The sequence below is a fragment of the Planctobacterium sp. AWM4_229 genome (assembly GCF_056160305.1).
The window spans coordinates 501431-516920 of record NZ_JBSWWX010000001.1; the positions used below are offsets into that span (position 1 = coordinate 501431).

The window sequence follows — 15490 nt, forward strand, 5'->3', positions numbered from 1 at the left end:
GACTAAACTGAACCTATACCTTAAATGAAATAATGGTTTGATTTGAATAAGCGCCCTTGGTACGTACTCCTATTCTTTTGTAGCTGGATAAGTTCAACGCTTGATGCTGCACAGGTGAATATCGCGGTTATGGCTAATACTGAAAAAGAAGCCTCTGGCTATATTGATAGTATTACCGCGTTCGAATCTCACTACCCAGACATTAAAGTCAATTTACGCTTTTTTGGCGATATCAAGTACAAGTCAAGTATCAGTCAATGGTTGCAAACCGGACAATTTGACCTCTTATATTGGCAAGCTGGCCGTCAACGATTGTTTGAACTGGCTCAACAGGGCCTATTAGATGACAGCAGTGCTATTTGGCAAAGCTTAAAGTTAGACGCTGCCTATCCAGCCAGTGTTAAACCTTTGGTTACTCATCAGGGAAAAGTCATTGCGATACCATTTAGCTATTATCATTGGGGGATATTTTACAATAAAGCATTGTTTACCAAACTCGGAATTCAAGCGCCTGAAACCATAGTTGAAATGCTGGAAGTCTGTGATGTCTTGGTGTCCAAACATATTATTCCTGTGGCCTTGGGTTTGCAACAGCAATGGCCGATACTGGCGTGGTTCAGTTACATAACACTGAGACTAGAGGGATTAAACTTTTATAATCAACTCATGGATGGTCAGGTTTCCTGGCAGTCTGCGAAAGTCATAAAGATCATGAGACAGTGGCGAACATTGTTTACTCGCTGCGGTTTTAATATTGACGCGCAAACAACCTCATTAGAGTTAAGTGTCCGTACCTTACTGAAAGAAACAACAGGCCTGTTGTTAGCCGGGAATTACATACAGCACCACTTAAACGATGCAGAGATTGAACAGCTCTCTTTTTTCCCTTTTCCTGTCATTGACAATAACATGGATAAAATTGAATCTGCGCCAGTTGAGGTCTGGGTCATGCCCGTTGATTCAAGAAACAAAGCCAGTGCGCGCACCTTCCTTGAGTTTTTCATTGAGGCTGAAAATCTGGCTAGCTTTAATCGCCGAATAAATTACTTTTCGCCCCACAAAACTTTCAACGATAACCAGCCCATAGCGAACAAGGGAATTGCATTGTTGCAACAAGCTGATGGCCTGATGCAATATTTTGACCGGGATACTGCCTCACAAATGGTTGCAGTGGCACAACCTATATTCGTTGAGTTTATTGAAAATGGAAACATCGAAAGTGCGCTTACAAAACTTGAGACTAAACGTCTGGAAATGCGCAGGCAAAGCCCTTAATCCGGTTTATCCACAGACGTTTTTTTCTGCAATTGCCGCTGCATTGCGCTTAGCTGTGCTTGCAAAGCGGCTATTTGTTCACTTAATTGCTCATTCTCTTCATGGGCAAATTCTTTTAATTCGGTTTTATCCTGTTGCCGCGAATCCACCTGCGCCATCTGCATGGCATCCACGATAATACCGATGAACAAATTGAGTACCGCAAAACTGGTAACGATTATAAAGGGAATAAAGAAAATACCAGACCAAGGGAAAATCTCCATAGTGGGCCGGACAATGCCCATCGACCAACTTTCCAGAGTCATTACCTGGAACAAGGTATAGGCTGATGCGCTAATAGATCCAAACCACTCTTGCATGTTGGGATCAGGATGCTGCCCGAACAGCTTAGTGGCCAGCACTGCACACACATAAAATATCAATAACAAAACGCCAATAACTGATGACATACCGGGTATCGAATGCCCGAGTGCGGAGATCACTCGGCGCATTTGAGGCACAACGGACAACAGGCGCAATACCCGGAGAATACGGAAGGCGCGTAGAACCGAAAGCGGACCGCTAGCTGGAACCCAGGCGATACCCACTATCAGAAAGTCAAAAACATTCCAGCCGGATTTAAAAAAGTGTTCGCGATAGGCATATAACTTGAGCAGGATCTCTATGGTAAAAATGGAGAGTAAAGTGGTATCTGTCCATTTTAATAACTGTCCGTATTCCGCTTGAATGTTTTTGTCAGTTTCAAGGCCCAAGGTAATAGCATTGAATAAAATTAAAATGATTATACTGCGTACAACCACTGCACTTTCGATAAGTACAGCAACCTTACGTCTGCGTTCACTAAGTGTATCTAGGGAAACGGGGTACATGAATCATCCTGGCATATCTTAACTATAGCCAGATATGTGTTTGCATCTTCATGGATTCAAGTGATTGTCGAGGATAAAAAATTAAAAAAAAGCGGCCCAAAGGCCGCTTCCATTTTTATGTTTAGACTAGCTTAAACCTAGGCTTTGGATTCGGCAATCCAGTTATCTACGATTCTTTCCAGAACCGAAAGAGGTACGGCTCCGCCGCCCAGAATCACATCATGGAAATCGCGATAATCAAATTTATCACCCAATTCAGCTTGCGCTTTGGCCAATAACTCCTGGATTTTCAGCATACCAATTTTATAACTGGTGGCCTGCCCCGGTAATACAAGGTAACGACGCACTTCAGAACGCGCTTGCTCTTCTGTAATGGCCGAATTCTCTTTGAAATAATCAACGGCTTGTTGCTCAGTCCAGCCTTTTGCATGCAAGCCAGTATCTAATACTAAGCGGATAGCACGCCACATTTCAGAACCCAAACGGCCAAATTCCGACAGTGGATCTTGATACGTTCCAGGCATTTGCTTCGCTAACCACTCAGTGTAAAGTGCCCATCCTTCGATGTAAGCCGTGAAGCCCGCTTGCGTGCGGAAAGTGGGTACGCCCTCCAGTTCCTGGGCGATGGCAATTTGCATGTGATGACCTGGTAAACCTTCGTGGTAGGCAATTACCTCAAGTTCGCGTTTTGGCATGGCTGTCATGTCAGACAAATGCGCGTAGTAAGTACCGGGACGCGAACCATCCGGGGTAGAAGGATAATAATGCTGCGCCGCGCCGTCTTGCTCGCGGAATGGCTCTACCCGTTTAACCACCATGTCGGCTTTAGGCAAGATACCAAAATAATCAGGTAACAAACTCTTGATGTTATCAATGGCCGCTGTGGCATCATCGATATAGCCTTGACGCCCTTCATCGGTGTTAGGGTAATACAAACGCTCGTCATCTTTGGTGTCACGCAAAAATACAAAATATTCAGCCAGGCTACCTTCAAAGCCAAAAGCGTCTTTTGCAGCAATCATTTCCGCCCGTAAACGCGCCACTTCCTTAAGGCCAATTTCGTGAATCTCATCAGCCGTCAACGCTGTGGTGGTTTGATTCGCAAGACGCTCATTGTAATAAGCGACACCATTCGGTAATGCACTCACCCCTTTGGCTTCTGGGCTGACATTGACTTGATCTTCTTTTTGCCAGGCGATCACTTTTTCATAAGCGGGCTTGAAATACGTTAATAAGTAATCTTTTGCTTGGCTAGTTAACGCATCGGCTGTTGCCTGATCAATTTCTTCTTTTTCAACTAACCCGGCAATCTTGGTTTTAGTAGCACTCCAGATAGAGCTGTCTTCCCCGTCATCAAAAGGGGCACCGGTAATAATGGCCTGCGAAGACTTAATGACTTCTTCAAACGCAAAATAAGGCGGACGCACGCCCTCTTTAGCCGCTTTTTTAGAGCCTTCGATTAACTGCTCTAATGCCCGTCCTGTTTCTTTCAGACGATTGATAAAATTGTCCATATCGCCTTTGTTTTCAACGTTATGGAAGGAGATCAATAAGGTTGGGAAAAAGGTTTGAATGGCGTTCATTTGTTCGAAAACATAGCCGTTGTAGCGGAACTCATCGCCAGCCAATTCCGCTTCTGCTTGATAAACCCAGACGTCATAAGAAATTTTGGCATCATCAGTCAGCTTGTTGTAATCGAACGAGGACTTCAACTCCTCCAGGTTTTTGCGAGTAAAAGCCAGGTTATCTTCAAGCGCCGCTTCAGACATCTGATCAATCTCACCTTGACGCTCTTTACGGCCAAGGAAAGCCAGTTGAATTGGGCTACGCATGATGCCCTCTTCGTATTTTTCTTCGAACCAGGTGTTCAGTCTGGCCGTTTCCGCCTGAATTTGTTCCGCAGTAGGTGCAGCAGCTTGTTCAGCAGGAGCAGTAACTTGTTGTGTTTGTTGAGCAGTTTGATTTTCACTGCAGCCCATCAACGCCAAAGCGACGACAGAAGCAAGAATAGTAGGTTTCATGTTTTTATCCGTTTTTATAGTGAGGAGGTGACGCTAGCCGGATGCCCGCGCTTTTGCAATTAACAGCAATCAATTTTTACAAAAAAAAACGGCGCTTGTCGCTTCTTTTTTAGCTTTACTGGCTAATTGGGGCAGAATTAGATGCAGGAATAACTACACAGCACCAAATTGATATGATATAACATTTTCATTTATATCTGACTGCTTGTGCTATTTGGTTCGAAATTTCGTTTTATAAATTGTTCCCGGATTGTCGTTGTGCGATCTTTATTTCTGGCTGCATTGTTCATTCTTGTTTCTAGTCCGAGTCTGAGTAATTCAAATTATCGTGATATCGAATGGATTGACCTTATACCAGAAGACGATCTGCATGCCCTTCTCAACCCACCTGAATCGTTATTTGAGATTAAGGATGGCTCTTCTCAAGACTCCGTTGAAGATTTTAATCAACAAGCTTTTGAAGACGAACAAAGCCAGCGATTTCAAGCGGCACTCAACTCAACCCGAGTCGTACAACACATGGGTGAGCAAGCGATCAGAATCCCCGGGTTTATTGTGCCACTTGAGGCACTAAGCGAAGATACGGTATCAGAGTTTTTTATCGTGCCTTATTTTGGCGCTTGTTTACACCTCCCTCCACCGCCGCCAAATCAAATCATTTATGCGAAAAGCGTAAAAGGTGTTAAATTGCGGAGCTTGAATGAACCGTTTTGGTTTTCGGGCGTCCTGAAGATAGAAACCTTAGAAAACGCGATGGGTACTGCTGCTTATCTCCTGAACGAAATAACTGTTCTGCCCTACGAGGATTAATCATGAACATCTGCAAACCTATTAGTAAATACACAACGTTGCTTTTCTCAGGCGGCTTGGCTTTTTCCGCCCACCTCAGTGCTTGCGATCTGCATGCAGGCGGCGGTTTTGGCAATTTCCCGATGATGCCACCGCCTCACTCTTCAGCATTCAATCAAGCAGTAGTTCTGGATCCTATCTCCCTGAAACACGCTAAAAAAGTCATGGTTTCCAGTGGCAGAGACACCACTATTTTATTTTCTTATCGAGTTCCAAAAGGCTATGACAATGTCGCTATCAGTTTTAGTGGGCCGCAAGAGGTCAACTTCCCTGAAGCCAAAACCTTCTACCCCAAACAGGGCGATGGTGTATTCCGAATGAAATACAGTGCCACAAAAAAAGGACGCTACTCGATGAAAATACACATCAAAGCCAGTCAAAATAGCCGGCCTGTTTCCAGTTATCAAAGCGTTGAAATTTACGCGGGTTAACTTAATTCAGCGTTAAGATTGCCAATCAGTGATCCGCTCTTGGTTGTCAGGGCAGCGCAAACGAAGATTGAGTACATGGCTTAACGCCACTAAAACTGCACCTAATGCAGTAAGTGCTACGGCGATTGATTTATCGCTGAGGTCATGTTCCAGCACGGCCGCGGCAACTAAAACAATGAGTCCCAATCCGCCAATAATCATGCTGCGCAGGTGCTTGTGAAGACGATAGCCCATTGCCAGTGAGACAAGGCTAATTGGCACGACGGCAAATAATAAACCGAGGTGCAGGAGTTCGCCCTCAAGGAATGCTAAAGCCGGCAAAGCTGGCAGCGTTACAAGAAGAAATGGCGTAGCGATACAATGCACTAAACACAACACTGAAAGCCCGACTGCGGCTTTATCGCCTGGCATTAACAACTTCATTAAATCTTTCTCTCTTAATTATTTTGACTTGGCTGACAGGACGCACAGCGCCCGATAATTTCCAGCTGATGACCGTTTGGTGTAAACTGAGTTTTACTTATCGCACACCCCAGCTGCTCGATAAACTCACTGCTACCGGTTATTTCGCTCACCTGCTCACACTCATCACAAATCAAAAATAACGAATAAGGATGCTGATGATTGTCACAATCCTGTTTACAGGCGATGAACTTATTGGTGGACTCTAATTTGTGTGCTAGTTTCACCGAGGTCAGAAACTCCAAGATGCGATAAACAGACATGGCTTTGATGGCGGGTTTAGTAAGCTTGTTGTATTCGCTGGTGATCTCGTAAGCAGACACCGGACGTGAACTCTTTAACAAAACTTGTAATACCCTTTGTCGCTTGGCCGTAAGTTCTCGCCCCAATTGCTTACACACGCTTTCCGCCACTTCAAGTGCGCAGTCCAGTTGTGCTTCATTCATAATGCAATTACCTGACAACCCCGACATTCAATTGCCTTTTCCGTTTTCCACTTCGCTGAGTCCAACACAATTTCCTGAAAACTGTTTACATTTGATATTGTTACAATATAACATAACCATCAATTGTTACAATATATCATTACAGTTAAGAGGTTAAATGTACAGGGTTACAAAAATCGCCGCAATGCTTGCTACGTTACTCCCGGCAAGCTTGATGGCTCAAACACTTCAGGGAGTTGTTCAGGACAAAAATGGTAGCGCTGTGGCTAATGCTGAGGTGGAGTTTGAAGGTATTGGCAAAACCGTTATCACTGATGATTCAGGTCGTTTTGAAATAGACGGGCTGCCCGAAGGTATCAACGAACTGCATATTGTCGCCCCGGGTTTTGCGCACTTGCATCAAGATATAAATGTGACTGAGCAGCAAAACCTGTCGATGACCTTCACCGTGCAACGCTCCGCCATTGAAGTTATTGATATTATTGCCACACCTATTCACATGTCGGCCATGGAGTCAGCTGCGCCAGTCAGTGTGTTAGGTGGAGAGGCTCTGCGACGCCAGCAAGCCGCCACTTTAGGTGATAGCCTGGAAAAAATTGCCGGTGTGCATACCAATTTTCACGCGAATGTCGCAAGCACCCCCGTGATTCGGGGATTGAGTGGTCCGCGGGTATTGATCGCACAAAACGGCCTGGACGTGAGCGACGTTTCAAGAGTCGGACCTGACCATGCTGTCGCATCAGAAGCATCGACTGCACAACAAATTGAGGTTCTAAGAGGCCCCGCCACCCTGTTTTACGGCAGTGGCGCTATTGGTGGTGTGGTTAATGTAGTGGATGGACGAATCCCTCTCGATAACACCACTCGCGGTGAATGGTTACTGGAGACTAATTCTGTCGATGAACAAAAACTGGCTTCCTTTAACCTGACTACAGGCGTCAAAAATATCGGCTTCTACCTCGATGGTTATTGGCGCGAATCTGAAGACTATGAAGTTCCGGTGGCCCCAGAAGTTGAAGATGCTCATGATGACCAAGATTCATACGATTATGTGGTAGATAACAGTGCCGAAGAATCCAAAGGCTTTACCTTAGGTACCAGCGTGGCTTTTGACGGAGGTTATTTTGGTTTTGCTGTTGAGCGATTCGAGCGTGAATACGGTATTCCGGGACATTCTCACGGTGGAGATGAAGAAATCAACGTTACAGCTGATTTAGAACAAACTCGCATTCAGCTAAAAGGTGATCACAACCTCAACAACGACTATGTCAATACTGTGAGATTATCTGGTGGCTTTACTGAGTATGAGCACGCTGAAATCGAGCTGGGTAATGTCGGCACCCTATTCGAAAACGATTCCAGTGAACTGAAAGTCGATGTGTTGCACAAACCTTTCGCGGACTGGAATGGTGCTGTTAGCTTCCATTTCAAGCGCAGTAAAGTCGCAGCCGAAGGTGAAGAAGCATTCACCCCTCCATCTGAAGAAGAAACCCTTGCTCTGTCAATTATGGAAGAAAAGCACTTCGGTGATGTGCTATTCCAAATTGGAGCCAGAGTAGAGCGCGTTACATTACAGGCAGAAAATGTCTTGCTTCCAGAGCTTGAAACCCATGCCCATGATGACGAGGAAGAAGACCATGAGCATGACCATGACCATGAGCACGATCATGACCACGGAGACGACATAAGCATAACTCGCGTCTTTGAAGCAGACCATGACTTTACCCCTGTTAGTCTCTCAGCCGGCCTAGTGTGGGACTTTACTCCGGGATACAACCTTGGTTTATCTGTATCACGCTCTGAACGCGCACCTTCAGCATCGGAGTTATTGTCTTTCGGCCCGCATATAGGTACACGCTCATATGAAGTAGGCGCCTTATTCGCACTGCACGAACACGAAGACGAAATGCACATCGAATTAACGGAAGAAGTGATTGATCTGGAAACGGCTAACAATATCGATCTGACACTACGCAAAACTCAGGGTGATTTTGGTTTCATACTCAACCTGTTCTATAACAAGGTGGACAATTACTACTACCAGGTCAATACAGGATTGTTTGCTGAAAGCGGACACGATCATGATCACGGTGATGAACATGCTCATGAGGATGAACATGCTCATGAGGATGAACATGCTCATGAGGATGAACATGCTCATGAGGATGAACATGATCATAGTGATGAGCACGACGAACACACAGACGAATTACCAGTGTACTTGTTCCGAACTGACGACGTCGTTTTGCATGGTTTTGAACTGCAAGCCGCATGGCAAATCAATGACAGTTTCAAAACCACCTTCTTCTCTGATTACGTTCGTGCTCGTTTGCAGGATGGCGGTGATCTACCCAGAACTTCGCCAATGCGCTTTGGTACGACGTTAAGCTATGAGCAAAAAAACATCAGTGCTCAACTTGATATCACTCGATATCAAGAACAAGACCGCATTGCAGCAGAAGAGACCGTAACCGACGGTTACACCTTGGTGGATTTCAATGTGTCCTATGAGCTCCCCATTTTAGAGCAAGACATTCAACTCTACTTGAAAGGGAAAAACCTCACCGACACCGAGGCTCGTGTCCACACCTCGTTTCTCAAGGACATTGCCCCTCGCCCGGGTCGCAGCATCGCTGTTGGTATCCAGGGTTTCTTCTAATTGCTAAAAAATATAAACAGGAATTTAAACAATGACTAAATCATTCCCCTTAAATCTTATCGCGCTTGCACTGGGCAGTGTGTTTTTGACCGGCTGTGGCGATGCTGAAACAACCATTATTGAAAAAGATCCGATTATTGTTGAAGCACCGGATGATGATCACGACCACGATGACGGTGACGATCACGACCATGATGGTGACGATATCGTAATTGAGTCGATGGGCAGAATGGCTGTGCTTTCTGAAGATAGCGCCACAGCAACCATTATTGACCTGGATGATGCTGAGGTTTTAGACAGCTTTACGTTAACACATGCTTCAAACAGACTATCTTCCTCGCCGGGTTATCGCTATGTTGTTGTTGCTAGCCGTGATAACGATTACGTGGGCTTTATCGATGGCGGACTCTGGCGTGAAGACCACGCTGACCATCTGCATGATTATGAGCAAAGCCCGGCATTAAGTGACTATGAGCTTATGGGCAGTCGTCCCACGCACATAGTGACGCATGATGGTCAATTGGCCATTTTCTATGATGGCGATGCCGATAGCAGCACACCAGCCATGGTACAGGTACTCACAGATACTGACATTAGTGGTGAAAATGCGACTTTGCCGACGGTAAATTACGATATCAATATGCACGGCGTAGCTGAGCCTCGCGGTGAACACCTGCTATCTACAGTGCGTAGAGACGACGCGGAAAGTACTTCAAATGCCAAAATATTGCCTGATCAGGTTGCAGTCTACCACTGGCACGATGGCGAATATGAGCAAGAGCAAATTCTGGACGTAACTTGCCCAGACCTACACGGTGCTGCTCAAAACCATGAATTTGTTGTATTTGGTTGCAGTGACGGCATTTTGGTTGCGCACCAACACGATGATGAGTACGAAGCCGAAAAGATTGCTAACGTCGATGGTATGGAAGGCATGCGAGTAGGCAATATTTACGGTCATGAAGCCAGTGAATCCTTCATTGGTGTCGCTTCTGCTCACGGTGGTGCTCACTCGGTATTGCTGAGCATCAATCCAGAAGAAAATGAAATGGAAGTGCTGGAATGGCAACCTGAGGAAGATGCCAGTGTCGTTGCTTACAGTTTCTCTGCGAACGGCGAGCACTTTATGGTGTTAGACAGCCATGGTCATCTCAACATTCTGGAAACACATGAGCACAATGGCCACATGCATTGGGAGTTAGCAGGTCAAATAGAGATTTCTTCTGAAGACCTGTCTATGATGCCAGAAGGCTTATCATTCAGCATGACCGTCGCACAAAGTGGCGAATATGTTTATGTGGCCGACCCAATCGCACAGCACATTTTGCAAATCCATCTTGAAGATATGGAAGTTGAAGGTGATATGGAGTTAGATTTTGCGCCTATGAGCATTGTCTGGCTAGGTATCGCTGAAGAGCATGATCACGAAGACGGTCACACTCATGATTAAGATGGTGTATCTCGAAATGAGATTCCATTAACTGAAAAGTACTTTCGAGTGCATTTTTAGTCTCACATTTAACTTGGCCTGAACACCTTACTGTTTGAGTTCAGGCCTTTTTATTTTTACGTTCTTGTGTTAACACTTTTTTGTCAATCAAACACTATTCTGTTGTTGCATAATCGTCATGCGAATAGTTCATTATCAGTTAATGTATAACTGGTATAAAATATTGCCTTATCTCAAATCTGATGTAACAAACCATAAAAACTTTTGTCTTTCACGGATTTCTCAATTCAACTATTAATGGAACTAAACTGATGACACATTTCCGAAAACTATGCAGCGTTGCTTTGCTCAGTACCTTATTTGCCTGTGGACAAGGCAGCTCGGTAACCGACGACAGTGATGCAGATGGCGTACCTGATTTGATTGACGCCTTTCCCGATAATCCAACAGAATTCAGAGACACTGATAATGATGGAATGGGAGACAATGCTGACACTGATGATGATAATGACAACTTCGAGGATTCAGTCGATCTTTTCCCGCTAAACCCCAATGAGTGGGCAGACGCCGATCTGGACGGTATTGGCGACAACAGTGACTTGGATGATGATAACGACGGTGTGGAAGATAGTATCGATGCCTTCCCTAACGATCCCAATGAAACCCTGGATTTTGACAACGACGGATTGGGAAATAACGCAGATACTGACGACGACAATGATGGTGTTATTGATATAGACGACGCATTCCCGTTAAACGCTTCAGAATCTTTAGATTTTGATGGTGACAATATTGGCGACAATGCCGACCAGGACGACGACAACGATGGCGTACAAGATGCTGTCGATACTGTCCACCTTGTGGGTAACAAAGACCAATACCAACAAAACGAATTTATCAGTGTTGAGGTCAGAGGCTTCGATACTGAGAACCAAACATTAGATGCAAACAATGGCTGGCATTTGCAATATTACTTATACAATGCCGAGACCAACCAACAGATAACGAGTTTGTCCACTGATGGTTATTACAACGGACAGTGGGATAGTTTGTCACAATCATGGCGGGTATTCTTTCCCGCTCCCGACTATCAAATCACCTATGATGCGCGTGTTAGCGTTTATTGTTCACTGCATGATTACAATTGTGATGGCATAGAAAACAATAATTACACCGCAGAGGACAGCTTTCTATTTACTGTGTATTGTGAGCAAGAGACTGCTTGTAACGAAACCAATCAAGCCCATAAAGCCACACAGTTAACCAACTCTCCGTCCCCCCAAGACTCTCCTGTCATTCAAAGACGTAATGACGGTCAGCTGTTTGTCGTTTATCGTGATTTTGATAATTTGTCCGTCCGACCATTGTTGGAGTCTGCTGACAACGGGGAAACCTGGAACGCCGCAACAAATCTTCCAGACTCATACAATGAAAGCTTTTTAATCACCGATACTGACGAATTTATTGCCTTTCAGCATTGCTATCTATCCATCTGTATGTACAAAAAAGACATTGATGGTGTAGAAACCTACCTTTCCTTGGAAGCACTGCTTAATGATGCAGATATTGATATTCCGATGCTCACCAATGATGAAGGAACACGTTATCCCTTTGCCAATTTTGAGATCACTCAGACCCGAGATGGTGGGTTCATTATGGGATTTTCTGTGCAGCAAACGATAGACGGTAGCCTCACCAATCTTTATCTGGTGAAAACCTTTGATTTCATCAGCGCAGTCTTTTCAACCCAGTTAAATACTGCTGAAGGCTTGCATGGCCATCTCAGCATTGCTGAGGCGAGCGAAGGTTTGACTGTGTCTTATTCAAGAATTGATGACAACCATCAAAGAAAATGGGTTTTAAAACGAGGCGAACACCTTGATACCCTCTCTCTGGTGGCAAATGCAGACAACTTTTTCCAGGATCTTGATCTGATTGTCATGGGGAATGAAACCATGATCATTAGCAACAGCTCCAGCTCTCTTTACCAAATGGAGATACAAAACGGAACATTGTCATCAGTAAAGGTATTATATGATGGCGGAGTTATGCTCGGATTTAGTGGCATCGCGCTATCAGAAGACACCATTGCTGTAGTTTATGAAGCAGACTGGAATGAACAAAGAGATATTTTTATGGACGTAATTCAGCTGGACTAACCCCCTGTTATCCCAATCAATATCGATGGCAGCAATAGTCAAATGATGTCAGGTCTACCAATCAGGTAGGCCTGTATATTTTTCATTTTTATAACCAACGTTTCACGGCTTCCACTGTATCAAAAGGCGAAGTGTTAAACGCCATTTTGGCCTTCGGCTACAACTCCGGCCATTTCTGATAATCCACTACATCTGGGTGTAACCCCACCAGTAATACGTTTTTTGGCATCGCCTGGAATCTCCTCTATCTTCAAGGCGCTGATTCACTCACCCTGTGATGAATCTTGAAGATTAATTTTCTTTAGCTCATCCCACAAGGCGATAGCTCGCTCTACGGCATATTGCATATCTTCTTTCACTTCTGGATTGGCAAACATAGAAGCGTAAATTTGCGCGGCGGTGTTATACACAAATTCTTTTTCTGACAGCATGGTGTTAGTCCTTAAATTGATTATCATTATAGTTGTAGCAGTCAAACAAAAGTGAGTCGAGGAAAATATGTCACAGCAAATCGACACCGACATAGACAACTATCTGGCTAGTTTAAAAAACAAAACTCGGGAAAAAGATGCCCGTATGTTACTGCCGCTAATGGAAAAAGCTTCGGGTTATAAAGCACACCTGGCGGGCACTATGATAGGTTTTGGACAATATCATTATGAGTATGATTCTGGCCATAGCGGCGATTGGTTTGTGACAGGCTTTGCCCCCAGAGCACAAAATACAGTGGTTTATATCATGCCCGGCTTTGCTGATTTTGAAGATTTGTTAACGCAATTAGGCAAACACAAGCTGGGCAAATCTTGCCTTTACTTAGGAGCCATGAAGAATATTAATCTGGAGGTTTTGATGGAGATGGTGAGCAAATCGGTAGAGATAATGCAGTCGCGCTACGACTGCATCCCCTACCCCAAACTTTAAACTGACTTGCGCAAGTGGTCAGAAACCAGGAACGCCAGCTCTAACACCTGGTCAGCATTTAAACGTGGGTCACACTGGGTCTTGTAACACTCAGCCAAGTCAGCATCACTGATCTGATACGCACCACCAGTACATTCGGTTACGTGCTGTCCGGTCATCTCCAGATGAATTCCACCAGCGTGTGTGCCTTCTGCGTCATGAGCGGCAAAAAATTGCTGAATTTCCCGCAGAATGTCATCAAAATTACGGGTTTTATAGCCACTCGAAGCGTTCTTGGTATTGCCATGCATAGGATCAGAGCTCCAAACCACATGACGGCCTTCCGCTTTAACCCGGCGCAACAAGGCTGGCAAGTTTTGCTCCAGGTTATCAGCACCCATTCGAGTGATCAGCGTCAAACGTCCGGGTGTGTTGTCTGGGTTTAAAGCATCAATCAAGGAGATCAACTCATCCCCTTGCATTGACGGCCCCACTTTAACACCGATGGGGTTGTGAATGCCGCGGAAGAATTCCACATGAGCATGATCCAGCTGACGGGTACGCTCGCCAATCCATAACATGTGCGCAGAACAGTTGTACCACTTGTCAGTTAAGGTATCGACTCTGGTTAGTGCCTGCTCGTAATTCAACAGCAAAGCTTCGTGTGAGGTATACAATGAAGTCTCCCGCAAACCCGCGGTATTGTCTGAATTAAGCCCGATCACTTCCATAAAAGACAAGGTGTCCTGAATACGGCGGGACATATCCAGGTAACGCTCTTTTAATGGATTATTTTCAACAAACGTCATATTCCATTTGTTAACCTTGTGCAGGTCCGCCAAACCACCTTGCGCGAATGCACGCAACAGGTTAAGCGTTGATGCTGAGCGATGATAAGCATCAATCATGCGTTGCGGATCCGGAATACGCGCTTCAGGCGTAAAAGGGAAACTATTAATGATATCACCGCGGTAGCTGGGTAAAGATACACCGTCCCGCGTTTCCATATCTGCCGAGCGCGGTTTGGCATATTGCCCTGCCATCCGTGCCACTTTGGTCACATGGCAACGTCCGGCAAAGGTCAGGACAATCGCCATCTGCAAGATCACTTTGAAGGTATCGCGAATTTTCGGCGCGTTGAACTCATCAAAGGATTCAGCACAATCACCACCTTGTAGCAAAAAGCCATTACCTTGTGAAATATTAGCCAGCTCAGAAAAAAGGTGACGGGTTTCCTCGGCAAAAACCAGCGGCGGAAATCGTTTTAACTCAGATTCAACTTGAGTCAGCTTCGCTGCATCTTGATAATGGGGTTGTTGCAAAATTGGGAAATCACGCCATGTGTCTGGCTGCCATTGTTTCACGAGAATTACTACCTGTTGTGATGTTTAAAAAGGAGCCAAACTACAACATGAATAAAACGGCGATTCAAGAGATAACCTCCTAAAAATCGCCCTTTATTAGAATATTTTCATCAAATATTTAAAAACTGTATCTAACAATGCTAATCAGACACTTTCTAACCGAGTTATCAATGCCCTTGATGCATTCTCAACCAGATCTAAAACCCGCTCAAAGCCGACGTCTCCACCGTAATAAGGATCCGGTACTTCTTGTTCCGCATCGTCACTTAAGCTTAAAAACAACTGCACCTTGTGCTGGTATTCTTCAGGGCATAGGTCCAGCAAATCCCGCAAATTAGCTTTATCCATCGCAAAAATAAGGTCAAAGTACTGAAAGTCAGACTGTTTTACTTTTCGCGAATACTGTCCCTGAAAGTTGTAACCGCGCTTTTTGCCGTGTTGCATACTGCGACTATCGGGATTTTCTCCGGCATGGGTGGCGATGGTACCTGCAGAGTCAATTTCCACTTTTAATCCGGCATCTTTGGCCATTTTTCGAAATACCGCTTCGGCTGTGGGAGAACGGCAAATATTACCCAGACAAACAAACAGTACCTTTTTCATCG

14 protein-coding genes are annotated in these 15490 nt (G+C 44.9%); 7 read left to right on the forward strand and 7 right to left on the reverse strand.

Features of this window, described 5'->3' with window-relative positions; all coding sequences use genetic code 11:
• Positions 1-129 precede the first annotated feature (129 nt).
• A complete protein-coding gene (locus tag ACXAGP_RS02185; RefSeq protein WP_475259237.1) occupies positions 130-1275 on the forward strand; it encodes an ABC transporter substrate-binding protein in 1146 nt (381 codons plus the stop codon).
• On the opposite strand, the gene ACXAGP_RS02190 is transcribed toward ACXAGP_RS02185, so the two are convergent.
• Both ACXAGP_RS02190 and ACXAGP_RS02195 read right to left on the reverse strand, forming a co-directional pair.
• Positions 1272-2144: an ion transporter gene (locus ACXAGP_RS02190; RefSeq protein WP_475259238.1), complete on the reverse strand. Its 873-nt coding sequence runs from the start codon at positions 2142-2144 to the stop codon at positions 1272-1274. The two genes, ACXAGP_RS02185 and ACXAGP_RS02190, sit on opposite strands and share 4 nt — an antisense overlap.
• 137 nt (positions 2145-2281) lie before the next feature.
• Positions 2282-4165 (reverse strand): DUF885 domain-containing protein, encoded by a 1884-nt coding sequence (locus tag ACXAGP_RS02195; protein WP_475259239.1) that lies wholly within the window; start codon positions 4163-4165, stop codon positions 2282-2284.
• A gap of 258 nt (positions 4166-4423) precedes the next feature.
• Here ACXAGP_RS02195 and ACXAGP_RS02200 point away from each other — a divergent pair, with 258 nt between their 5' ends.
• Together ACXAGP_RS02200 and ACXAGP_RS02205 are read left to right on the forward strand one after the other, a co-directional pair.
• Positions 4424-4975: a DUF3299 domain-containing protein gene (locus tag ACXAGP_RS02200; protein ID WP_475259240.1), complete on the forward strand. Its 552-nt coding sequence runs from the start codon at positions 4424-4426 to the stop codon at positions 4973-4975.
• Positions 4976-4977: 2 nt separating this feature from the next.
• Positions 4978-5445, forward strand: coding sequence for a hypothetical protein (locus ACXAGP_RS02205; RefSeq protein WP_475259241.1), 468 nt, complete (start codon positions 4978-4980; stop codon positions 5443-5445).
• A 12-nt stretch (positions 5446-5457) separates the two neighbouring features.
• On the opposite strand, the gene ACXAGP_RS02210 is transcribed toward ACXAGP_RS02205, so the two are convergent.
• Together ACXAGP_RS02210 and ACXAGP_RS02215 are read right to left on the reverse strand one after the other, a co-directional pair.
• Entirely contained in the window at positions 5458-5868 is a 411-nt protein-coding gene (locus tag ACXAGP_RS02210; protein ID WP_475259242.1) for a MerC domain-containing protein, read from the reverse strand.
• A gap of 14 nt (positions 5869-5882) precedes the next feature.
• Entirely contained in the window at positions 5883-6353 is a 471-nt protein-coding gene (locus tag ACXAGP_RS02215) for a Fur family transcriptional regulator (RefSeq protein WP_475259243.1), read from the reverse strand.
• 157 nt (positions 6354-6510) lie between these two features.
• Between ACXAGP_RS02215 and ACXAGP_RS02220 the strand changes: the two genes are divergently transcribed.
• From ACXAGP_RS02220 to ACXAGP_RS02230, 3 genes are all read left to right on the forward strand, one after another.
• Positions 6511-9012, forward strand: a complete 2502-nt coding sequence (locus ACXAGP_RS02220) for a TonB-dependent receptor domain-containing protein (RefSeq protein WP_475259244.1) — start codon at positions 6511-6513, stop codon at positions 9010-9012.
• Between the two features lie 31 nt (positions 9013-9043).
• Complete coding sequence (locus ACXAGP_RS02225; RefSeq protein WP_475259246.1) at positions 9044-10462, forward strand: 5-methyltetrahydrofolate--homocysteine methyltransferase; 1419 nt, start codon at positions 9044-9046, stop codon at positions 10460-10462.
• 311 nt (positions 10463-10773) lie between these two features.
• Entirely contained in the window at positions 10774-12621 is a 1848-nt protein-coding gene (locus ACXAGP_RS02230) for a thrombospondin type 3 repeat-containing protein (protein WP_475259247.1), read from the forward strand.
• 263 nt (positions 12622-12884) lie between these two features.
• Here the strand turns inward: ACXAGP_RS02230 and ACXAGP_RS02235 are convergent, their stop codons facing one another.
• Positions 12885-13052, reverse strand: coding sequence for a hypothetical protein (locus ACXAGP_RS02235; protein WP_475259249.1), 168 nt, complete (start codon positions 13050-13052; stop codon positions 12885-12887).
• 67 nt (positions 13053-13119) lie between these two features.
• Between ACXAGP_RS02235 and ACXAGP_RS02240 the strand changes: the two genes are divergently transcribed.
• Complete coding sequence (locus ACXAGP_RS02240) at positions 13120-13542, forward strand: DUF1801 domain-containing protein (RefSeq protein WP_475259250.1); 423 nt, start codon at positions 13120-13122, stop codon at positions 13540-13542.
• On the opposite strand, the gene ACXAGP_RS02245 is transcribed toward ACXAGP_RS02240, so the two are convergent.
• Complete coding sequence (locus ACXAGP_RS02245) at positions 13539-14885, reverse strand: class II 3-deoxy-7-phosphoheptulonate synthase (protein WP_475259251.1); 1347 nt, start codon at positions 14883-14885, stop codon at positions 13539-13541. The two genes, ACXAGP_RS02240 and ACXAGP_RS02245, sit on opposite strands and share 4 nt — an antisense overlap.
• 144 nt (positions 14886-15029) lie before the next feature.
• The gene (locus tag ACXAGP_RS02250) at positions 15030-15488 is read right to left on the reverse strand and encodes a low molecular weight protein-tyrosine-phosphatase (RefSeq protein ID WP_475259253.1); all 459 of its coding nucleotides are present in this window, start codon (positions 15486-15488) and stop codon (positions 15030-15032) included.
• Between the last annotated feature and the right edge of the window lie 2 nt (positions 15489-15490).